Here is a 20,702-nt window from a genome sequence, read left to right as displayed (position 1 = left end):
ATGGCAGGTGACGAACTGTCGGAAGCTTTTCACGAATTGCTGGACGAGCTCGGCTCGTTCGAGCGCAAGTTCCTGGCCGCTGATCCCCCGCTGGAGGAAGCCGACGTCCTCGACGGGTATCGGCTGACCTTTACCTTGCTGCGCGTGGCGGTCGACGCCTACGTGTGGGGTGACAAGGCCAATCCCCGATTCGTCGACGTCATCGGGCCGTACCAGCGCTGGGGCGGTGACAATACCGATGCCTTCTACCAACTCGCCCCGATCGACCCCAACCGCACCTACCGGGTAACCGGGAACCGCGGCGACTCGGTCTACCTGTCGATCACCGTCTACGGCGGCCCGGACGACGGCCACTACTCCAATCGCATCGTCGGAACGATGAACGACCGCTCGCTGCAGTTCGACGACGATGGCAACTTCGAGTTCACCATCAGCCCCGATCCGCAGCCGGGCGCATGGCTGAAGCTCGAATCGGATGCCGTTGTCGCGCTGACCCGCGATTACCTGGAGAACCCCGAGACCGACCGGCGGGTGCAGTGGAAGATCGAGTCCGTCGATCCGCCCGCCCGAAAGCACGACGACCGTGCCGACCTGATCCGCCGGTTGCGTTCGGCCAGAACATGGTTAACCGAGCAGTACTCGTTCATCCCCACCCGAGTCGAGCCGCCCAACGAGATCGCCGAGCCGTATCCGGTGCCCCAGCAGACCTACGGTTGGGCGGCCGGTGATGCCGCCTACGCGATGGGTGCCTACGAACTGGAACCAGGGCAGGCACTGATCCTCGAAGGCACCTCGCCGGAGTGTGTGTTCTGGAACCTGTGCCTGTGGAATCCCTTCTTGCACACCTACGACTCCAGCTACGAGCGGGTGACCATCAACGGCGCGCACATCACCTATGAGCCCGACGGCTCGTGGCGAATCGTGGTGAGCGACACTGATCCCGGCCACCCCAACTGGGTGTCGACGGCGGGGCGCACCAAGGGCCTGATCTGGCTGCGCTGGTTCTTGCCCGAAGAGACGCCGAAGCGACCGATCTGTCGCGTCGTCGATGTCAGCGAGGTGACCGCGTGACCGCCGGCCTGGAGCGCCCCAAGCCGATCAGGCTCACCGACCTGGCCAACCCGGTGTTCCCCGAGGCGGCTCAGCCGATCCGCGACGCGCTTGCTGGCTACGGCTCGATCTTGGAGCTGACCTCAGAAGCGTTACTGGCCACGGCACGTGAACGCACCGGGCTCGACGGCTGGGGCGACGATGCTTTTCGTGAACGCCTCGATGTGCTGACCGGATCGCTGCGTGAGGAGGCCGGGCTGTCCGATGTCGGTGTCGCGGTGGTTTTCGAACAGCTGGTCGGCAATCTGGTCAACCGGCTTCGCTTCGAGGCGCTGATCGCCGAGCACCCCGAGATCGAAGATGTCGAGATCGAGCGGCCGATCATCATCTGCGGTCTCCCCCGCACCGGTACCACCCACTTGCACAACCTGATCGCCGCCGACCCGAACCTGCGCTACCTGTCCTATTGGGAAAGCCTGGAGCCGTTCCCCGGTCCCGAGGACACCGAGCAGGCGCGCCGCGATCGATGTGCGACCGGACTGGAATTGGTCGACATGTCGATGCCTGATTTCAAGCGGATGCACGATATGACCGTCGACCATGCGCACGAGGAAATCCAACTGCTGGCCAACGATATCTCCGGCATGCTCTTCGAAACCACCTACCACATACCGACATTCGCGGCCCACTACAAATCGCACGACCAGGGGCCGTCCTACGCTCACCTCAAACGGCAGCTGCAGGCCATGCAGTGGCTGCGGGGTGGGACGCGCTGGGTGCTCAAATCCCCCCAGCACCTCGAACAATTCCCCAGCCTCTACGCGACCTTCCCGGACGCGACATTCGTTGTCACCCATCGTGATCCGGTCGAAGTAACGCGATCGATGCTGACGATGATCGTCTACGCATCCCGGATGGCGTGCACGCAGCCCGATCCCGCCAAGATCGCGCGATCCTGGTTCGACCGCGCCGACGATCTGTTCGGTGGCTGTCTGCACGGCCGCGATGTGCTTCCGGTCGATCAGTCGATCGACGTGCGTTTCACCGATTTCATGGCCGACGAACAGGGCACGCTGTCGGCGATTTACGAACTCGCCGACCAGCCCTACGGCGACGACGTGCGCGCCGCAATGGCCGATTTCATCACCGCACATCCGCGCGGACGCTACGGCGAGGTGGTCTACGATCTCGCCGACGTGGGACTCGACGCGGGCGAAGTGGAGGAGCGGCTGGGCGCCTACCGGGAGCGGTTCATCGGGTGAGCGGGAATCGGTGACGGCGGAGCCAGGTAAACGTGCAGTTCGGCCCTACGCCGCGGCGAGAGCCTCGATGGTGAACCGTCGATTACGGCCACTGAGGTTGGGCAGCACCCATGCCGCTGCACCGGCGACGGGTTCGGCTTGCAGCCCCCAATTCACCGTCGGGGTGCCGAGCACAACCAACCCGACAGCTCGCACGGCCGAAGCCTTTCTCTACGAGGCTGAAGCCCAAGGGGTCGTGTTCGTCCCGTGGTTCCCGCTGGCGGCCGGGCCATCGACGCGGCGACCGCCGGGAAATGGCACCGCAATGCCGCCTTCGACCCGGCCACCGTCCATGACCTGGACACCGAATACTCGATCGTGTGCGGTGCCGCCCTGCCCTCAACGGGAGCGCGACAGCCGGGCCAGCCGGGTGCGGTCGACCAGAACGCAGCCATGCACGTCGGCCAGCTGTGTAGCGGCCCGGGTGTAGCGGTGGTTGGACACCACCATCGTCGCCTCGCAGTCGTGCACGGCCGCACCAGCCACCACCTGCTGGATGGCGGAGCCGTTGACCACCCGGCTCTGCCGCTTGCACTGCACCGCGGTGCGGACACCGTCCCGGGTGGCGATCAGATCGACACCGAAATCGCCAGTCGCCCTTGTCAGCTCGACGGTGTAGCCGATACCCCGGAGCACAGCGGCGACGTAGCGTTCGAATTCCACACCGGTCATGGCGTCCACCGCGGCCTGCCCGGAGGCGCGGTACAGCGCATCGCGCCGGAGGCTCCGGCGATAGTCGAGCCAGGCCAGCAGCGCCCGCCAGGCGCATACCGCAGCGGCCACGGCGCTGGCCGCGGCCAGCGCCCACACCGCCCGGTTGAGCTGGCCGATGAACGCCAATAACGCTGTCGTGACGCCCCACAACCCCAGCCACTGCAGTGCCGTCCTGACTGCGGCCGCGTCCTCACGCACGGTGCCACCGTAGCGGCGAGTGCCGACAGGAAGCCGGGCAACCAGGCGCAGCAGCCAAATCGTGATCCGTTCGCATCGAGTGTGGCGCAACGGCGCCAATACAGCGCTGTGATGCTCGCGATTCTCCGATTCAATTTCGCCTCGCCCGGAGGCGATCCCGGCGTGCAGGGCGAATTGGTCTCCGCCGCATTGGAGTTGGCTCAGTTCGGTGACCGCCACAGAATCGCGGCGCTCAGTGTCGACGAGCAGCACGCCACCGGGTATGGCTGGATTTGCAATCCGGTGATGATCGCGGCGATGTTTCTGGCCCGTACCGCCAACATCTTCGCCAGCATCGACTGCGCGCTGGGGCCGGGAAGTGGAGTACGAAGCCCTCGGGGTGGAACCAAGCCCCACCCGCCGCTCTACGTCGGCGGCGGAGTGCGGGCCACCGTGCGCCGGGCCGTCGTCCTTATGCCGCCTGCGGTCAACCGCGGAATGATCTGCCTGCACGACGATCCCGAGCGGGCCTGGCCCGCGCTCGGCGAGCACATGCTGTGGGAGGCCGTCATTTACGGACGGTGGTCGGACGACCCGTCACAGTCGGTGATGCATCTTGCCCGGGGTGCAGACTCTGGACGAAGTACGGGCCTCTGGCAGGTACCGGTTTTTGACTCCTGACCAGCTGATCAACGAGGTGCGTGCATCGGCACATTACGGCCCGATCGTCCTACATCCCCTGGTCGGCGGCATGCCGGTGGAGAAGGCTTGGAAGTCGGTAACCCTCCTTACGGATGAGGTTCTGCCCGCACTGGGTTAGCCATTTCAGCGCTCGAGGTTGCCCGATTTCGAGAGTCGAGGGCGAAAACTGGTTCTTAACAGAGTTTTAGCCACAGCTCCCGGTGACCTTAGATTTGCCACATAACGTTCGAGTCAGGTTGAGACAGCCGATAGGCCGTCACATACGCAACATGACCGAATGGAGCACCCATGACGAGCTTCACGTCGCGGTACGGAAATCCCACCGTCGATTACAAGGGTGCCCACATTCGAGCACACTCCCGCCACGTCGCAACCGTCCTCGCGGTGAGCGGGCGCGTCGACTCCGCCAACCTCGACCACGTCGCCGATTACGCGAAGAAGCTGGTGCTGGCCGACAAGCCGTTCGTTCTGGACCTGTCCGGGGTCAGCTCATTCACTCCGCAGTCAATTCGCCTGCTGTGCGATATCGATGACATCTGCTCCTCGATGGGTGTGGAGTGGGCGGTCGTGGCCAGTGACGCGGTAAGCCGGCGCCTTCGCCGGGACAGCGATGTCATCTTCCCGGTGGTCCGTTCGGTCGCCAAGGCCGAGCACGAGTTCGACGACGCGATTCTCAATCGACGCCGGCTGCTGCTACCGCTGTTGAGCAAGACCGCGTAACCCACTTGACGGTTAGGTCGGCTAGACATCGCCGGGTTACCCTCGTTGACGTGGGTCACATAACGAACACGATCGCTGCCGGTGCGCTGGCGATGGCCGTTTGCACACTCAGTATCGGCGTCGCGACGGCCGACCCCAGTACCACGCCAGCGCCGGTACCTGCGCCGACGACGTCTGACGCGCCGACGGGTCCGCCACCCGGGCCCGCGCCCGGACCCACATCGACTACCGCCTCCCCCGCGCCGACCGCATCTGCCGGTGCGACGACGTCCCCCGCGCCGGCGCCGGCCGGTGGCCCGAAGAGCTCGATGGACCAAGACGGCACCTACCGGGTCGGCGTCGACATCGTGCCCGGCAATTACTCAACGGCGGGGCCGGTCGAGGGCAGGGCCTGTTATTGGAAGCGGGTCGGTGGACCGGACGGTCAGACCAACCTGGACAACGGCTTGACCAAGAAGCCTCAGATCCAGCAGATCGATCCCGGTGATGCGACGTTCAAGACCGACGGCTGCCAGCCGTGGACTCTGACCGATGCCCCGCCGCCCGCCGCCCCCGGCCCGCTGATGTCACAACTCCAGCTGCGCCACTATCTCGACCAGCTCAACGGGATGGCCGGCGCATCCGGCAACGGGCAACTGCCGCCCTACTGATCTCTAGGCGGCGCCGACCCCCCAGTGCAGCACCCGCGAGGTGACCAGGACCAGGCCCAGCGACACCACGGCCACCACCACCAAGCCGATGACGGCCACGACCAGCGGTCGCCACCCGGTGCGGGCCAGCCCGCGGAAGTTCGTGTTGAGCCCGACGCCGGCGAAGGTCAGCAGGAACGCCCACTTCGAGACGTTGCCCAGGTTGGCGACCTGTCCCTTGGACAGCAGATGCGCCGTGGCGAGTGCCGACACCACCAGGAAGCCCAGCACGAACTTGGGGAATTTCTCCCACACGAACTTGGCCTTTGGGCCGATCCCGGGTGCGAGCCGGTCGGCCTCGCTCTTCGACGCCCAGTACAGCGCAAAGCCCAGCACCACGAACCCGATCAGCGCGTTGCGGACTGACTTCACCAACACCGCGAGCTTGCCGGCCTCATCGGAGAACAGGTAGCCGGTCGCGGTGGTCTCTGCGGTGTTGTCCACGGCCAGACCGGCCCACAACCCGAACTCGTGGTCGGACAGGCCCAGCGCGTGACCCAGCACGGGCAGCGTGAACAGTGCGACCGCCCCCAGCGCCAGGATCGCCGCGATCGCATAGCTGACATCGGAGTTGCGGGCCCGGATCGCGCCCTTCGACGCGATGATGGCCGAGACCCCACAGATCGAAGTGCCGATGGCCAGCAGTGAGCCCAACTTGCCCGACAGGCCGAAGAACTTGGCGGCCAGCAGGATGATGCCGCCCGCGATCGTCATGTCCAGCAGGATCTGCACCAACGAGATCCCACCCAACTTCACGATGTCGCCGAGGACGAAGCGGGCACCCAGCGCCACGATGCCGATCTTCAACCAGAACTCATAAGTCTGAACGCCGGGCTTGAAGATCCGGTGCACGCCAATGGTATTGGTGATCAGCAGGCCGATCACAATTGCCCACAACACGTATTCGATATCGGGAACCGTCCAATGTTCCTTCTTGGCAAGCGCATTCCACCAGATCTGGGAGTACTTGCCCAGCACCCCGATCGCGATCAGCAACAGCACACCTGGGACGTAGTCCAGAAGGTTGCGGCTGGTGAAGATCGGCTGTTCTTCGTCGGTCTGTACGACGTCAGTTGTGCTCATCGGGTCACCACGGAATCTTGGGGAGGACGTTGGCGACGGCGAGGACGACGAAGACGCCGGCCACGATGGTCGCCCACCAATCGACGCCGATGGACAAACCGCTCCGGCTGGTGTCGCCACCATCGGGTTGTGTGGACTCCGCCACGGTTACCTCCCCGCTCGAGTGCGCATGTACACGCCGATGTTGGCGATCGGGCGCGGGCCTGACCAGCAATGCGCTCGCGATGATTTGAGCGGCGGCCCTGCTACTTCGCGGTGGTCCGCGTCGCCGGTTGCGGGCAGGAATCGTGGTCCTGCAGTTCCTCAGCGCCGGCGCCGGTCTGGGCATCGGCACGGTCGGCCAGGACGACGAAGCCGGGCCGGCCCGCGGCGTCGGTGGCCCCGACCACGACCAGCGTGTAGAACCCCATATCGGCGCGCGCGCCGTCGAGGCCGTCGGCGAGGACAGCGCGTCGTGGACATCGGCGCGCAGACAGTCGACGTGGATGTGCAACTGGTTCTGGGTGCGTGCCACCGCGGAGTTGATTGCCAGGCTCATCCAGTCCCGCGCGATGGTTCCGCCGGCTTGCTGTTCGACGAACGACCGAGCCTGCCAGGCCGCGGCGAAATAGTTCGTCGTGCCGGGGTCCAGCAGCTCGGGGCTTTCGATCCCGGCGATGCGCGCGGTCGGGATCAGGCAGGTCCTGCCGATCCCCCACGATGTCTTTGAGCGCTGCGTAGCCGCGGTCTTCCCCGCCGCTGAGGTCTACCCGGGAACACGGCGCGGGGTCGCGATACTGCTGCACATCGGCGACGCACTTGTCGTGGAGGATCGTCTACAGGGCGTGGGAGTCGGCGTGGGCCCTGGGCGAGCCGAACAGAACCAGAATCAGCGCCACTGCCGCTGCCAGCGGTGCGCTGCCACGCATATCTCGCGCGCACCACACGCTACTGGGGTGAGACGAGCGCGCCCTCCCCCGCTACGCCGCATGTGCGGGTCCAAACCGGAATATGGTCCGTAGTTGCGGATGGGATCGGCTAGCATTCGGCCGTGCCGATGCTGCGGGTCCGAGAAGCCGCCGAGTTACTCGGCGTGAGCGACGACACGATCCGGCGCTGGATCGACGGCGGTGAGCTGCCAACGGGCAGTGACCAATCCGGCCGCAAGACCGTCGACGGCGCGGCGCTGGCGGCCTACTCCAGCACGCATGCCGCGGCGGCGCCCAAAGACCCGCTGTCCGTTGCCAGCTCGGCGCGCAACAGGTTCGCCGGTCTTGTCACCCGGATCATCACCGACACCGTGATGGCCCAGGTGGAGATGCAGTGCGGTCCCTTCACCGTTGTCTCGCTGATGAGCACCGACGCGGTGCGGGAACTGAACCTCGAACCGGGAAGCGTCGCGGTGGCCGTCGTCAAGGCCACCACCGTCATCGTCGAAACGTCAGGAGAATCGTGATCAAGAAGTTGGTACTGGTACTGGCTGCCGGTCTGCTGATCGCGGCCACCGCGGGGTGTGGTTCCTCGTCGCAGCCGTCGACCTACCCGTCGCCGTCGGCGGCGCAACAGAAGATCGTCGTGTTCGCCGCAGCGTCGCTGAAGCAGACCTTCACCAAGATCGGCGATCAGTTCAGTAAGGACAATCCCGGTGCCACGGTGGAGTTCTCGTTCGCGGGCTCCTCGGATCTGGTGACCCAGCTGACTCAGGGTGCCCACGCCGATGTGTTCGCCTCCGCCGATACCAAGAACATGGACAAGGCCGCCCAGGCGGGTCTGCTGGCGGGCTCACCGGTGAACTTCGCCTCCAACACCCTGACCATCGCGGTCGCCCCCGGAAACCCGAAGGGCATCGCCGCATTTGGCGATTTGGCCAAACCCGGTCTCAATGTGGTGGTGTGCGCCCCTCAGGTGCCGTGTGGGTCGGCCACCAAAACCGTGGAGACCAAGACCGGGGTGACGCTGGCGCCGGTGAGTGAGGAGTCTTCGGTCACCGACGTGTTGAACAAGGTGACCAGCGGTCAGGCTGACGCCGGCCTGGTCTACGTCACCGACGTCGCCGGCGCCGGCGACAAAGTCAGCGCGGTATCGTTCCCCGAGGCGGCCGGTGCGGTCAACACCTACCCGATCGCGACCCTCAAACAAGCCGGAAATGCCTCTCTGGCGCAGAAATTCGTCGAGATTGTGACCGGTCCCGTCGGCCAGCAGATCCTGACGAAAGCCGGTTTCGGCAAGCCGTAGTCCTGTGGCAGGCTCGAAGTGTGGGCCTGCCGCGCCCTGAAACCTGCTACGGCTACCACGCGGACCTCGACCTGATGGGTCACGTGTACGGGCCGGGTTCGCCGGCCTGGAGGTGTCAAACACTGGTGGACCAAGCGTGCGGCGTGGTTGCCGAGATCGGCGCGCGCCCCGCTACGGTCTGGGGCGTGATCGTTCTGCTTCCGCCGTCAGAGACCAAGCGCAGTGGCGGCGACGGGCCCCCGCTTCGGTTCGGTGAGCTCGCCAACCAAGCGTTGAACCCGGTGCGCGCCGAACTGGTCGAAGAGCTCGTCGCGCTGGCGGCCGAGCCGTCCGCCTGTCGTCGCGCCCTCGGCATCTCCCCCGCCCAGGACGCCGAGATCGCACGCAATGCCACGCTGCTGAGCTCACCGACGCTGCCGGCGATCACCCGTTACACCGGGGTGCTCTACGACGCGCTGGACGTGGAGTCGCTTCAGGGTGCCGCAGCCGCCCGCGCGCATTCTCGGCTGGCCGTCGGCTCCGCACTGTTCGGACTGCTTCGGGCCGATGACCAGATTCCGGCCTACCGGCTGTCGGCCTCGTCCAAACTCCCGAGCAGTGCGACCTTGGCCGCCCGCTGGCGTCCCGTCCTGGAGCCGGTGCTGGCCGAGCTGGCCGCCGCCGAGCTGGTGGTCGACCTGCGCTCGGGGTCGTATGCCGGCCTGGGCAAGGTCCCCGACGCGGTGCGCGTCGACGTCCTGGCCGAACATCCCGACGGCCGCCGCACTGTCGTCACGCACTTCAACAAGGCGCACAAGGGGCGACTCGCCCGGGTTCTCGCCACGACCCGGTCCGAACCCGGTGACGCGGCCGCCGTCGCCGCGGTGGCGCGACGGGCCGGCATGCAGGTCGAGCGAAGCGGCAACGAACTGACCGTCATCGTCGCCGCCTGACCGATAGCCGAGGCACCGGTGTCAAGATGGGGACATGAGCTCCCGCTGGCGCACGTCATCGGCACCGCGCGGCGACGAATACGACGCCCGGTGGAAATCGTTGGCCGCCGCCGGCCACAACATCCACGGTGAGGCCGATCTGGTGGAGAGCATCCTGCGCGAATCGGGAGGCACCTCGGTCCTCGACGCGGGCTGTGGCACCGGGCGGGTGGCCATCGAATTGGCCAACCGCGGGTATTCGGTGGCCGGTGTCGACTCCGATGCGGGCATGTTGGCCGCCGCGCGGGCCAAGGCGCCGCAGCTGCGGTGGATCGAGGCTGACCTGGCCGCCGATCTGACGTCGGCGGGAATCGACCGCGTCAACCTCGTTCTACTGGCCGGCAACGTGATGATCTTTCTGGAACCGGGCACCGAGGCACAGGTTCTCGCCGGGTTGACGGGACGGCTGAGGCCGGGGGGTCTGCTGGTCGCCGGGTTTTCCATTCGGCCCGACGGGTTGTCACTGAAGCGGTACGACGAGGCGGCCGAAGAGGCCGGCCTGTTGCCAGTGGTGCGCTGGGCGACGTGGGATCGCAAGCCGTTTCGCGGCGGCGATTACGCCGTGTCGGTGCACCGGTCTCGCCGTTCGCCGCGCTGACAAAACCGTCGCCGGTGCAAGTTTTCGTAAAACCGGGGGGTGGCCAGTGCAGAAACCGTTCGCTAGGCTCGTTGTCCGGGCCCGGTGGGTTGACAGCGAGATCGTTGCTGGCAAGCCTGTTTCATCGGTGCGATCAGGGAGGGATTGGTTGATGCGTTCGGCGTTCTCGGGCCGTCCTGCGAACCAGTACTACACCCTCACGGCGTTGCTGGCCGCCCGAGGCGCGCAGACCTGCACCGCCCGCGTGATCGCCGGCTGCGTCTTCACTCTCGGCTTGATCACGCTCGGAACGATCAGCAGTTCGGCGAGATTCCAGGGGAATATTGGCCATGAGCTGCTGATCGCGGTGGGCATCCTCTGCTTCGTCTCCACCTTCATCTGGCTGCGTCACCGCTGGCCGACCAGGACGGAATCCGCGTTGCTGGTCGTGATCACGGCCGTGGCAATCCCGATCGGAACGGTCATTCTGGCACCCCCGATGTACGGGCTGCTCGGGTCGTCGTCATTCGCGTTGATCATTGGCTACACGGCCTTGTTCCACGGACCGCGTCTGCTGGCGTCGATCCTCGCCGTAGCCGTCGCCACGCTCGCCTACCAGGGTTCCCGGATGGTCCACGTCGACCTCCAGCTGGCGCTGGCCGGGGTCGCGTTGATGCTGCTGCTGTATGTGTTCGCCGCGCTCTCCTGCCGGCTGGTGGTCTGGTTGAGCGGCACCGAGGCTGACGCCGACGCCGTGGAACCCCTCACTGGGCTGCTCAACCGCGACGCCTTCTATCAGCAGACCGCGACGCTGTTGGCCTCGCGTAATCGCGACGACGATCGCTATCTGGTGATTGGTGTCGTCAACATCGACAGCTTCGCGGCGGTGGTCGCCGTTGCCGGCAACCGTGGTGGTAACCGTGCGCGGATCGCCGCCGGGCAGGCGTTGCGCGAAACCGTGCGCCGCGATGCGATCGTGGGTCACGTCGGCGACGCCGAATTCTTCGTCGCCGACTGCTTCACCACCCCCGACTCGTCACCGTTGATCGAGCGGATCCGCGGCGCGATAGCGGCGACGCCGTCCGGCATGACGGCCAGTATCGGGGTGGTCAGCACGCCGCTGCGACCGCTCGTCGAACATCCGCCGCACCAAATCCTCGACGAAATCGTCGCGCTGGCCACCACCGCGATGTACGAAGCGCGCCGCGCCGGTGGGAACCAGGCGCGCTATGTGGTGCGGCCGAACCTGAGCATCTTCGACGACGAGACCGATGGGTACGACACCCCGATGTTGTAAATCAGGGCGCCGCAGGCGATTCCGGGTCGATGACGCCGCGCCCGCGAACCTGGCCCACGGCGGCCCGATCGCGCCGGTAATGTCTGCCGAATGAGCCACGGCCACGACCACAAACCCGAGCGTGAACTTCCACCCGGTATGGCCGAACAGCTGGATCTGCCGTATGCGGGAATGGTCTCGTTCGGGCAGCGCCCCTTCCTGACCGAGCCCGAGCAGTTGGACAACTGGAAGCCTGATGTGGCGATCGTTGGGGCGCCGTTCGACATCGCCACCACCAATAGACCCGGCGCCCGGTTCGGCCCGCGGGCGATTCGTTCCACCGCCTACGAACCCGGGACGTATCACATGGATCTCGGGCTGGAGATCTTCGACTGGCTGGAGGTCGTCGACTTCGGCGACGCGCACTGCCCGCACGGATCCACCGAGGTGTCGCACGCCAACATCCGCGAGCGGGTGCACACGATCGCCTCGCGCGGCATCGTCCCGGTCGTACTGGGTGGCGACCATTCGATCACGTGGCCGTCGGCCACCGCGGTCGCCGATGTGCACGGCTACGGCAATGTCGGGATCGTGCATTTCGACGCGCATGCCGATACCGCCGACATCATCGACGGCAACCTGGCCAGCCATGGCACCCCGATGCGCCGGTTGATCGAGTCCGGTGCCGTGCCGGGGACGCATTTCGTGCAGGTCGGGTTGCGCGGTTACTGGCCGCCGCAGGACACCTTCGAGTGGATGCGAGAACAGGGCATGGTCTGGCACACCATGCAGGAGATCTGGGACCACGGCTTCAAAGAAGTGATGAAACGGGCGGTCGGCGAAGCGCTGGCCAAGGCCGACAAGCTTTATGTCTCAGTCGATATCGACGTTCTCGACCCGGCCCATGCTCCCGGTACCGGAACCCCTGAGCCGGGCGGAATCACCAGCGCCGACCTGCTGCGCATGGTGCGTCAGCTCTGCTATGAGCACGACGTCGTCGGCGTCGACGTCGTTGAGGTTGCCCCGGCGTACGACCACGCCGAGCTGACCGTCAACGCCGCGCACCGGGTGGTGTTCGAGGCGCTGGGCGGGATGGCGGCCCGCCGCCGCGACGCGGCGAACGTCAAACCGGGGCCGCCGTCCCCGTTGGCCTAGCGTCGCGCACGGCCCGGAGGGCATTCTTCTTGCTGATCATGCCGGCCATCGGGTTCTTCAGGTCGGCGCCGGCCGCCTCGCCGGTGATCGTGCAGGTTGCTCGTGAACAGCTGGGCTGGATTGTCATTCACGTGATCGCCGAGGATCGCCCGACGACATCGTGGTGCACGTGAGGGAAGCAATCAGACGCGCGACTCGGGACACACCTAGGCCTTGGTGAGCTGCTTCGCCTCGTAGAGCCGCGCCCACTCCGCTCGCGGCCTGATGGAGACGTCGACGTCGGCACCCTTCGCCCGTAGTGCTGCGACGGTGGTTTCCTCACGTAGAGCGCGGGCGAACGGATCCCAACCGAAGAACCGGCAGGAGTTCTCCCAGGTGATCTTGTTGATATCGGAGTCCGAGGCGCCCGCGGCGTTCAACTCGGCCAGCACCTGCTCGGGCGCATCGGGCCAGAAGCAGTCCGAGTGCGGGTAGTCGCACTCCCACGCGATGATGTCGATGCCGATCTCGTGGCGCAGCTTCAACGACGTCTTATCGGTGACGTAGCAGGCTAGTGAATGCTCGCGGAACACATCGCTGGGCAGTTTGGCGCCGAAGTCGCGGCGCAGCCACTTCTGGTTGGTGTAATGCCGGTCGCTGCGGTCCAGATAGAACGGGATCCAGCCGATGCCGCCCTCGGAGAACGCGAACTTCAGGTCTGGGTAATTTCGCATCGCCGGGCCCCACAACAGATCTTGGGCGCACATCGCCGAGATCTGGGTGGCCAGGACAATGAGATTGTCGATCGGCGCATTGGGCGCCATCGAGATCGCGCCAAATCCGGTCCCGATGTGCAGGCACATGACAACCTGCTCCTCGGACAGCGTGCGGAACACCGGCCCCCAGTAGTCCTCGTCGTGATAGCTCGGCAGACCCTCGAGGTGCGGCAACTCGGGCATGGTGACCGCCCGGCAGCCCTTGGCCGCCACCCGCCGGACCTCGGTGCACATGCCCTCAGGAGTCCACGTCGGCAAGATCGCGATCGGGATGAAGCGGTCGGGGTACGAACCGGCCCACTCGTCGATGTGCCAGTCGTTGTAGGCCGACACCATCACCAGGGTGACGTCTTCGCGAGTCATGTTGAGGTGGCGTGCGGAGAAGCCGGTGAACGTCGGGAAGCACATCGAGGCCAGGATGCCGTTGCGGTCCATATCGCGGACCCGCTCATGCACGTCGTACACGCCGGGACGCATCTCGGCGAAACGGGCCGGGTCGCGGCCCCACTCCTCGGCGGGCCAGGAGACCACTGCGTTGAGGCCGCTGACGCCCTGCGGGCGACCCTGGTACATCCATTGATCGACGCCGTGAGAGTCGGTGACGACGATCGGCGCGTCGGCCTTGTACTTGGCGGGGACGTGGTTGAGGAACATATCCGGGGGCTCGACCACGTGGTCATCAATGCTCACCAGAATCAGATCGTCGACGTTCATGACATAAGTTGTACCCTCGATAATCGTGACCGTCTCCGCACATTCGGCCAGATTTTTAGCTCAACCGGCCAAGAATCGCCCTGGCGCTCAACCGGCCAATATCGGCCAGGTGGAGCTGCGCCGGGGCGGGCGGGTGCTGGCCGGTAGCTATCTCTACGAGGGCGAACTGCTGGTCACCGGCTGGCATTTTCATGATGTACACCAGATCGAGTACGCGATCGGCGGGGTGGTCGAGGTCGAGACGGCGTCGGCGCACTACCTGCTTCCTCCTCAGCAGGCGGCGTGGATACCGGCCGGCCTTGAGCATCAGGCGACCATGAATCCGTCGGTCAAGACCCTGGCCGTGATGTTCGATCCCGAGCTCATCCCTGACCCCGGCGACCGGGCGCGGATCCTGGCGGTATCCCCCCTGGTCCGGGAGATGATGCTGTACGCACTGCGGTGGCCGATCTATCGGGGGTCGACTGACGCCGCAGAGGACAGAGCCTCCGACGCGTTCTTCCAGACGCTGGCCAATTTGGTGGCTGAGGCATTGGATCATGAAGCCCCGCTGAGTCTTCCGAGTTCCGATGACCCGGTAGTCTCGGCCGCGATGGCCTACACCAAAGAGCATCTGCAATCGGTGAGTCTGCAGCAGGTGTGCCGTGCGGTTGCAGTCTCCGAGCGCACACTACGCCGCCAATTTCAGAATGAGGCCGAAATGACTTGGTGTACTTATCTTTTGCATGCCAGGATGCTGCGCGCGATGGCCTTGCTGGCTGCACCAACACAGAGCGTCCAGCAGACCGCGACCGCGGTCGGCTTCGACAGTGTCGGCTCATTCACCCGGGCCTTCAGTCAGTTCTGCGGGGAGACCCCGTCGTTATACCGAAGGCGTGTCACCAGCGGATGAGGTGAGCTCGCGCCGATGCGTGCGCTCGTGCCAGCGCAGGCGCAGCAACAACAACCCGCGGTGCGCTTCGAACCCCAACGCCAACGGGTGGCGCAATTGGCTCGATCGTGATCGCCGTGTCTGTGTCACGACTCCACTGTGCCAGCCGGCTGAGACCCGCCGCCGTGCCACACGGCTGGATGTGCGGTTTATCACCGGAAGTTCGTTGTCTGTCAAGATTCCTCGTCGGCGCCGCTGATCGCGGCGACCAGGATTCCGAGTTCACCGCCGACGGCGCCGCGGATCTCCCGGCTTGCGCGCTTGGCCGATTCGCTCACGTCACCGCGAGCAGCGACCGCCGTGGCGCGTAACTCGGTAACGTTGCGGACGAACACCTCACGGACATTGTCACCCTGGGCGGCGGCGCTCGCCACCGCGAAGGCACCATTGAGGGCCGAACCCGCAACAGTTCCTTGGGCGGAGGCAAACGATCCGGCCACCTCGCCCGCATATCCGAGTACGGCGACCGGCAGCGTGGCCTGATGCCCGACGTAGTTGGTGACGGCCGTGCGCAACCGGCCGCCGGCCTCGCCGAGCACATCCTGCACGCCCGAGCCGGTGCGTTCCCACGCTGACGCGATGGTCTCGCCGTCCTGGATGGCTCCTGCGAACGCTGCCGGCGCGTGGGCGATAACAGTGGTGATATCCGTTGCGGCGTCGACCAACTGGCTGCTCAGAGCCTGACCGACGGCGATCTGGCGTTCGAGGACCTGGCGGATGATGATGTTCATCGGTGGCTCCTGCTCATCGTCGGCGGGCGCGTCTTGCGCTACGAACTCCTCATCGAACTCCTCGAGGAGCGCGTCGACGGGTTCGTCAGCGGTTTCTTCGATGACGATGTGGGCGACGACGTCGTCGACGGGCGAAGTGGCAGATACGGTTTCGGACTCGGTGGTGGAATCAGACATGCGCCTAGTCAACTCGTTCGGGCCGACCGGACGATATCGGTGAAGTGACGAGTGGAACTCCGGCAGGCAAAGAGTCGGAAAGCCCGGTTTTCGGTGGCTACCAGGATTCAACCGGCTGTCCCCCAGCGTGTTGACAGAATCAGGTCTTATTCTCATTGTTCGCGTCCCGGCGACTGTGACGCGCCGTGGTGGTGGCTGGGCTGGAGGTCTCTTGTATGACGAACTTCATTCGAATCGGATTCGGGACCGTCGCCCTTGGCGCGGTGTCGCTCACCCTTGGATCCGTGGTGGCGCAGGCCGATGACTACGCCGGAAAGTCATACGCGGACGCTTCTGCGGCGATCAGCAGCGCCGGGCAAAAGGCCGTCATTGCCTCGTCGGTCGGTGATGGGGTAAGTCAGAGCGACTGTGTGGTGACGCACTCGCAGAAAGCGCCCTGGCTCAAAGGCGACAACTTCTCCCCGGTCACCAACACCGTGCTGCTGTACCTGAACTGCGACGCCAAGCTCGCGAAAGCGGGCACGCCTGGCAACTCGTTGGCCAGCCCCGAGGGCCGAGCCGAGAAGGCGGCCGAGGACGCGCAGGCCGCAAAGCAGGCCGCCGCGCAGCAGGCCGCGGCCCAGCAGGCCGCTGCCCAGCAGAACGAAGCCACCCAACTGGTTTCACCCGGCGGTAACTGACCATCTCGCGCCCGGGCTTGCAGCCTGGGCCCACGGCGGCGAGGATTCGGTGCCAATGGATGCCACATACGCCGCTGAACTCGCCAGTCTCGACGCCATCGGGCAGGCTGCGCTGGTCGCGTCCGGGGAATTGTCGGCGGTAGAGCTTCTCGACGCGGCGATCACCCGGACCCAAGCCAGCCGCGGGATCAATGCCGTGATCACCGATCTGTTTGACCGCGGTCGCAATCAGGCCGCTGCCCTGGACCAGTCCGGCACACTGCGCACCGGCGCGGCCGATCCATTGGCCGGAGTTCCGTTCCTGCTCAAGGATCTTGGCGCCTCGCTGGCCGGTGCCCGGGAGGCGATGGGTTCCCGGGCGCTGCGCAACCACGTCGCGACCCAGACGGCATGGATCGTCGAGCGCTACCTGGCGGCCGGTCTGGTGGTGTTCGGCAAGACCAACACCCCGGAATGGGGCAACCACTGCACCACCGAGCCGTCGTTGTTCGGCCGGACCGCCAATCCGTGGGCGCCGGACATCACGCCGGGCGGTTCCAGCGGCGGGTCGGCCGCGGCGGTGGCCGCCGGCGTCGTACCTGCCGCCTCGGGTGGTGACGGGACCGGCTCGATCCGGGTACCCGCCGCCTGTTGTGGACTGGTCGGGCTCAAACCCCGTCGGGCGCGCACCTCGTTCGCACCGTCCGGTCATCTGCTGGAGGGGCTGGCCGTCGAACATGCGCTGACCCGCACCATTCGTGACAGTGCCGCACTGCTCGACGCGGTGACCGGCGCGGCGCCGGGCGATCCCTATAACGCTGCGCTGCCTACCCAGTCATTCCTGAGCGCGCTGCACCAGTCACCGCCGCCACAGCGGATCCTGATCGCGACCCACTCCCCTTTCCCCGCCCCGCGGACCGACCCTCGGGTGGTCGCCGCCGTCGAAAATGCCGGGCGCACACTGGAATCGATCGGCCATCACGTCGAGCCCGGAGCGCCTGGCTTCGACGCCGACGCCGTCGCCACCGCGATCGCCGTACTGCACAACGTCAGCAACGTGCAGCTGTACAACTTCGCGGCAGCACATCTGGGCCGCGACCCACTCGAGGACGAGTTCGAAGCCAGCAGCTGGGTGATGATGCGCGAAGGCTTCACCACGACCGGCGTCGACTATGCCGGGGCGATCGACACCATCCACGCCCAGACCCGCCGGTTCGCCGACGGCATGACTGCGCACGACGTACTGCTGGTTCCGACGCTGCTGGCGCCGCCACCGCCCTATGGCGTCTTGGACCGACCCCGGGGAACCACGCGGGCGTTCTTCGACGTCGAGTTCGCCCACACCGGCTGGACGACGATGGCCAACGTGACCGGCTGGCCCGCCATCTCTCTGCCGCTGGCGGTCACCGAGGACGGTCTGCCCATCGGAGTCCAGCTGATGGCACGCGACGAGACCATTCTGCTGCAGCTGGGCGGCCAGCTGGAACAGGCCACGCCATGGGCTCACCGACGTCCGCAGGGGTGGCTCGGCGCACCCTTGTCCTGACCATCGCGCCTTTGGGTGAACCGCGCGGACGGTGTCATCCGCGTGACACACTGTGACCATGGTCGTCTCTATTGCGCGTCCGAAGCTGGAAGGCAATGTCGCCGTCGGCGAGGACCGCCGGATCGGTTTTGCCGAATTCGGCAGCGCGTCGGGCCGGGCCATTTTCTGGTTGCACGGCACTCCGGGGGCCAGGCGCCAGATTCCGATGGAAGCCAGGGTATTTGCCGAACAGAACAGCATCCGGCTCATCGGCATCGACCGGCCCGGGATCGGGGCGTCCACCCCGTTCCAATACGACAACGTACTGGCCTTCGCCAGCGACTTGGCGATCATTGCCGACACCCTCGGCGTGGACAAGATGGCCGTCGTCGGACTGTCCGGTGGTGGCCCGTACACCCTGGGCTGCGCGACCGCGATGCCCGACCGGATCGTCGGTGCCGCGGTGCTCGGCGGAGTGGCTCCGACCGTCGGCCCGGACGCCATCGGCGGCGGATTGATGAAGGTGGGGATCGCGGCTGCCCCGCTCATCGAACTCGCCGGGGCCCCGCTGCGGCTGGCTGCGGTCGGTCTGATCCGGTTGATCAAACCGGTCGCCGAGCCCGCTCTCTATATCTACGCCGGGATCTCTCCAGAGGGTGACCGCAAGATGCTGGTCCGCCCCGAATTCAAGGCGATGTTCCTCGACGATCTGCTCAACGGCAGTCGAAAGCAGCTCGCGGCGCCTTTCGCCGACGTGGTGGTCTTTGCCCGGGATTGGGGGTTCCGCCTCGATGAGGTCAAGGTGCCGGTTCGCTGGTGGCACGGGGACCGCGACCACATCGTGCCGTTCGCACATGGCCAGCACGTGGTGTCCAGGCTGCCTGATGCCGAACTCAACGTGCTGCCCGGCGAGAGTCATCTCGCGGGTCTTGGTCGCGCCGAGGACATTCTGAGCACCATGCTCGAGCTATGGGATCGCAGCGAAACCAGCCTGTGATTATGGACCGCTGCGCTCGCGCATTGAGTCGATGACTACAGGCTGGCAACGTCTTTCGCTATGCGCCCAACTGGCTCTTGGTCAGTGAGTCTTGTGCCTTGCCGAAGTCGGTGACCAAATCAATCGGTGACCAAATCAAGTGGTACCGGGTCGACGATCGGGCCGGTGAATTCCAGAGCCGAGGCCGCATTGCCCTCGGTGAAATACCGAACACTCAGTGATCTCGTTGCCATCCGGGGATTTCGGGGCGCGGATGTTCGCGCTGTGCAATCCGGAGCCGGCCGAGAGCGAAGCCGAAGTCTGCCTCGCTTAGTCGCGCAACCCGAGCAGGATCCGTCGCAGCAGGTGCATGGCTACGGTGGTGGATCGCTCGCGGATATCAGCGCGCTCGCCCGGCAGCCGGACCGCTCGGCTCACCGCGGTGCCGTCGGCCAGCGCGACGCAAAACCACACGGTCCCCACCGGTTTGGCCTCAGTACCGCCGCCAGGCCCGGCGATCCCGGTGATCGCCACCGCGGTATCGGCGCCGAATCGGCGTAATGCACCAGCCGCCATGGCTTCAGCGACTTCCTGCGACACCGCCCCGTGTGCGTCGATGAGCGCTGAGTCGACCCCGAGAACGTCGGCCTTAGCCTCGTTCGCGTAGGCCACGACCGCGCCCGCGACATAGGCCGACGCGCCGGGCTGATCGGTGAGGCGGGCAACCAGCAGCCCGGCGGTGCACGATTCGGCAGTGGCGATGCGTCGTCCGCTAAGCAGCCGGGCGACCAGATCGTCGATCAGTGAACCGTCTTCGGAGAACACCATGTCCCCGTGCCGGGCACGCACCAAGTCCATCAGCTTCTCGTATGCCGCGACACTGTGTGGTTCGTAACGGGTGACCATCTCCACTTCGCCACGGCGAAGGCAGGTGGTGATCTCCAGATCGGTGAAGCCCGAGATGCTTTCGGCCTCGCGCAGCGTCTCGGCCAGTCCCGACTCCGCAAGACCGAACATCCGGACCGTGGCCTGGCGGTAGATGGTCCGGCCGACGATCGCGCGCTGGACGGCGTCGTTCGCGATCGCGGCCGGCCACATTGCCTGAAGCTCACGCGGTGGCCCGGGAAGGACCAACACCGTCGGTGCGCCGGGGACCACGACGCCCGGTGCTGTCCCGACCGGGTCGAGGATGTCCGCCCCCACCGGAACCATCGCCTGCTTGCGATTGGCCGCGCGCACAGCGTCGAAATCAACCCCGCTGAATCGGGCCATCAATTTCTTCAGGATGGCCGCGATCTTGGCTTCGAGTTCGATGTCGAGTGTGAGCTCGCGACCGCAGAAGCGGGCCACGATCTCGACCGTCATATCGTCGGCGGTCGGCCCGAGGCCCCCGGTCGTGACGATCAGGTCCACCCCTTCGGCTGCCAGGAAGCGCAGCTGCGCCTCGATGTCGGCGGCGCGGTCCCCACAGATGGTGATGTGCGCCAGTTCGACACCCAACTCCAGGAGCCGGTCGGCGACCCAGGGGCCGTTGGCATCGGCCACGCGTCCGGTCAGAACTTCGGTGCCGGTGACCACGATTCCCGCGCGCACGCTCATACCGAG

22 protein-coding genes and 2 pseudogenes are annotated in these 20,702 nt (G+C 66.0%); 16 read left to right on the top strand and 8 right to left on the bottom strand.

The window, feature by feature from the left end:
* Both G6N13_RS19705 and G6N13_RS19700 read left to right on the top strand, forming a co-directional pair.
* Positions 1-1,071: a DUF1214 domain-containing protein gene (locus G6N13_RS19705; protein WP_163699683.1), complete on the top strand. Its 1,071-nt coding sequence runs from the start codon at positions 1-3 to the stop codon at positions 1,069-1,071.
* Positions 1,068-2,312: a sulfotransferase family protein gene (locus G6N13_RS19700; protein WP_163699680.1), complete on the top strand. Its 1,245-nt coding sequence runs from the start codon at positions 1,068-1,070 to the stop codon at positions 2,310-2,312. The genes G6N13_RS19705 and G6N13_RS19700 overlap by 4 nt, the downstream gene beginning before the upstream one ends.
* Positions 2,313-2,357: 45 nt before the next feature.
* Here G6N13_RS19700 and G6N13_RS19695 read toward each other — a convergent pair whose 3' ends face one another.
* Together G6N13_RS19695 and G6N13_RS19690 are read right to left on the bottom strand one after the other, a co-directional pair.
* Positions 2,358-2,507 carry a uracil-DNA glycosylase family protein gene (locus tag G6N13_RS19695; protein ID WP_163699678.1) on the bottom strand — a complete coding sequence of 50 codons (150 nt, stop codon included), beginning with the start codon at positions 2,505-2,507 and terminating at the stop codon, positions 2,358-2,360.
* Between the two features lie 183 nt (positions 2,508-2,690).
* A complete protein-coding gene (locus tag G6N13_RS19690; protein ID WP_163699676.1) occupies positions 2,691-3,263 on the bottom strand; it encodes a restriction endonuclease in 573 nt (190 codons plus the stop codon).
* 108 nt (positions 3,264-3,371) lie between these two features.
* Here G6N13_RS19690 and G6N13_RS19685 point away from each other — a divergent pair.
* From G6N13_RS19685 to G6N13_RS19675, 3 genes and pseudogenes are all read left to right on the top strand, one after another.
* Positions 3,372-4,062 (top strand): annotated as a pseudogene (locus G6N13_RS19685) (LLM class flavin-dependent oxidoreductase).
* A gap of 170 nt (positions 4,063-4,232) precedes the next feature.
* Entirely contained in the window at positions 4,233-4,664 is a 432-nt protein-coding gene (locus tag G6N13_RS19680; RefSeq protein ID WP_163699675.1) for an STAS domain-containing protein, read from the top strand.
* Between the two features lie 50 nt (positions 4,665-4,714).
* Positions 4,715-5,314 carry an Rv1352/Rv1906c domain-containing protein gene (locus tag G6N13_RS19675; protein ID WP_235677826.1) on the top strand — a complete coding sequence of 200 codons (600 nt, stop codon included), beginning with the start codon at positions 4,715-4,717 and terminating at the stop codon, positions 5,312-5,314.
* Positions 5,315-5,317: 3 nt separating this feature from the next.
* On the opposite strand, the gene G6N13_RS19670 is transcribed toward G6N13_RS19675, so the two are convergent.
* The 3 genes and pseudogenes from G6N13_RS19670 to G6N13_RS25415 form a co-directional block, all read right to left on the bottom strand.
* Positions 5,318-6,436, bottom strand: coding sequence for a YeiH family protein (locus G6N13_RS19670; protein ID WP_163699673.1), 1,119 nt, complete (start codon positions 6,434-6,436; stop codon positions 5,318-5,320).
* A 4-nt stretch (positions 6,437-6,440) separates the two neighbouring features.
* A complete protein-coding gene (locus tag G6N13_RS19665; RefSeq protein WP_163699669.1) occupies positions 6,441-6,581 on the bottom strand; it encodes a hypothetical protein in 141 nt (46 codons plus the stop codon).
* A 100-nt stretch (positions 6,582-6,681) separates the two neighbouring features.
* Positions 6,682-7,067, bottom strand: a pseudogene (locus tag G6N13_RS25415) (CDP-diacylglycerol diphosphatase).
* A 399-nt stretch (positions 7,068-7,466) separates the two neighbouring features.
* Between G6N13_RS25415 and G6N13_RS19655 the strand changes: the two are divergent.
* The 7 genes from G6N13_RS19655 (at position 7,467) to G6N13_RS25745 (ending at position 12,802) form a co-directional block, all read left to right on the top strand.
* The gene (locus tag G6N13_RS19655; protein ID WP_163699667.1) at positions 7,467-7,871 is read left to right on the top strand and encodes a TOBE domain-containing protein; all 405 of its coding nucleotides are present in this window, start codon (positions 7,467-7,469) and stop codon (positions 7,869-7,871) included.
* Positions 7,871-8,650: a molybdate ABC transporter substrate-binding protein gene (gene modA / locus G6N13_RS19650; protein ID WP_407663942.1), complete on the top strand. Its 780-nt coding sequence runs from the start codon at positions 7,871-7,873 to the stop codon at positions 8,648-8,650. The genes G6N13_RS19655 and modA overlap by 1 nt, the downstream gene beginning before the upstream one ends.
* Positions 8,651-8,835: 185 nt before the next feature.
* Positions 8,836-9,582 (top strand): peroxide stress protein YaaA, encoded by a 747-nt coding sequence (yaaA, locus tag G6N13_RS19645; protein WP_163699662.1) that lies wholly within the window; start codon positions 8,836-8,838, stop codon positions 9,580-9,582.
* Between the two features lie 34 nt (positions 9,583-9,616).
* Positions 9,617-10,219, top strand: a complete 603-nt coding sequence (locus tag G6N13_RS19640; RefSeq protein WP_163699660.1) for a class I SAM-dependent DNA methyltransferase — start codon at positions 9,617-9,619, stop codon at positions 10,217-10,219.
* A 151-nt stretch (positions 10,220-10,370) separates the two neighbouring features.
* Positions 10,371-11,495 (top strand): GGDEF domain-containing protein, encoded by a 1,125-nt coding sequence (locus G6N13_RS19635; protein ID WP_163699658.1) that lies wholly within the window; start codon positions 10,371-10,373, stop codon positions 11,493-11,495.
* Between the two features lie 90 nt (positions 11,496-11,585).
* On the top strand, positions 11,586-12,629 hold the full coding sequence (gene speB, locus G6N13_RS19630) for an agmatinase (RefSeq protein WP_407663755.1): 1,044 nt from the start codon (positions 11,586-11,588) through the stop codon (positions 12,627-12,629).
* Between the two features lie 38 nt (positions 12,630-12,667).
* Positions 12,668-12,802 (top strand): hypothetical protein, encoded by a 135-nt coding sequence (locus G6N13_RS25745; protein WP_268949064.1) that lies wholly within the window; start codon positions 12,668-12,670, stop codon positions 12,800-12,802.
* 33 nt (positions 12,803-12,835) lie between these two features.
* Here the strand turns inward: G6N13_RS25745 and G6N13_RS19625 are convergent, their stop codons facing one another.
* Positions 12,836-14,098: an amidohydrolase family protein gene (locus tag G6N13_RS19625; RefSeq protein ID WP_163699656.1), complete on the bottom strand. Its 1,263-nt coding sequence runs from the start codon at positions 14,096-14,098 to the stop codon at positions 12,836-12,838.
* 25 nt (positions 14,099-14,123) lie between these two features.
* On the opposite strand from G6N13_RS19625, the gene G6N13_RS19620 reads away from it, so the two are divergent.
* Positions 14,124-14,990 (top strand): AraC family transcriptional regulator, encoded by an 867-nt coding sequence (locus G6N13_RS19620; RefSeq protein ID WP_163699654.1) that lies wholly within the window; start codon positions 14,124-14,126, stop codon positions 14,988-14,990.
* Between the two features lie 212 nt (positions 14,991-15,202).
* On the opposite strand, the gene G6N13_RS19615 is transcribed toward G6N13_RS19620, so the two are convergent.
* Complete coding sequence (locus G6N13_RS19615) at positions 15,203-15,937, bottom strand: hypothetical protein (protein ID WP_163699651.1); 735 nt, start codon at positions 15,935-15,937, stop codon at positions 15,203-15,205.
* Between the two features lie 215 nt (positions 15,938-16,152).
* Between G6N13_RS19615 and G6N13_RS19610 the strand changes: the two genes are divergently transcribed.
* The 3 genes from G6N13_RS19610 to G6N13_RS19600 are packed head-to-tail and all read left to right on the top strand — an operon-like array spanning position 16,153 to position 19,118.
* A complete protein-coding gene (locus tag G6N13_RS19610; protein ID WP_163699649.1) occupies positions 16,153-16,617 on the top strand; it encodes a hypothetical protein in 465 nt (154 codons plus the stop codon).
* 55 nt (positions 16,618-16,672) lie between these two features.
* Entirely contained in the window at positions 16,673-18,142 is a 1,470-nt protein-coding gene (locus G6N13_RS19605) for an amidase (protein WP_163699647.1), read from the top strand.
* 58 nt (positions 18,143-18,200) lie between these two features.
* Positions 18,201-19,118, top strand: a complete 918-nt coding sequence (locus tag G6N13_RS19600) for an alpha/beta fold hydrolase (protein ID WP_163699645.1) — start codon at positions 18,201-18,203, stop codon at positions 19,116-19,118.
* Positions 19,119-19,427: 309 nt separating this feature from the next.
* On the opposite strand, the gene G6N13_RS19595 is transcribed toward G6N13_RS19600, so the two are convergent.
* Entirely contained in the window at positions 19,428-20,696 is a 1,269-nt protein-coding gene (locus G6N13_RS19595) for a competence/damage-inducible protein A (protein ID WP_163699643.1), read from the bottom strand.
* Positions 20,697-20,702 lie beyond the last annotated feature (6 nt).

Origin of the sequence: Mycolicibacterium sarraceniae (genome assembly GCF_010731875.1) — a bacterium.
Lineage (GTDB): Bacteria > Actinomycetota > Actinomycetes > Mycobacteriales > Mycobacteriaceae > Mycobacterium > Mycobacterium sarraceniae.
The sequence above is the reverse complement of the archived record's forward strand: the minus strand, read 5'-3'. Positions and strand labels throughout refer to the sequence as shown.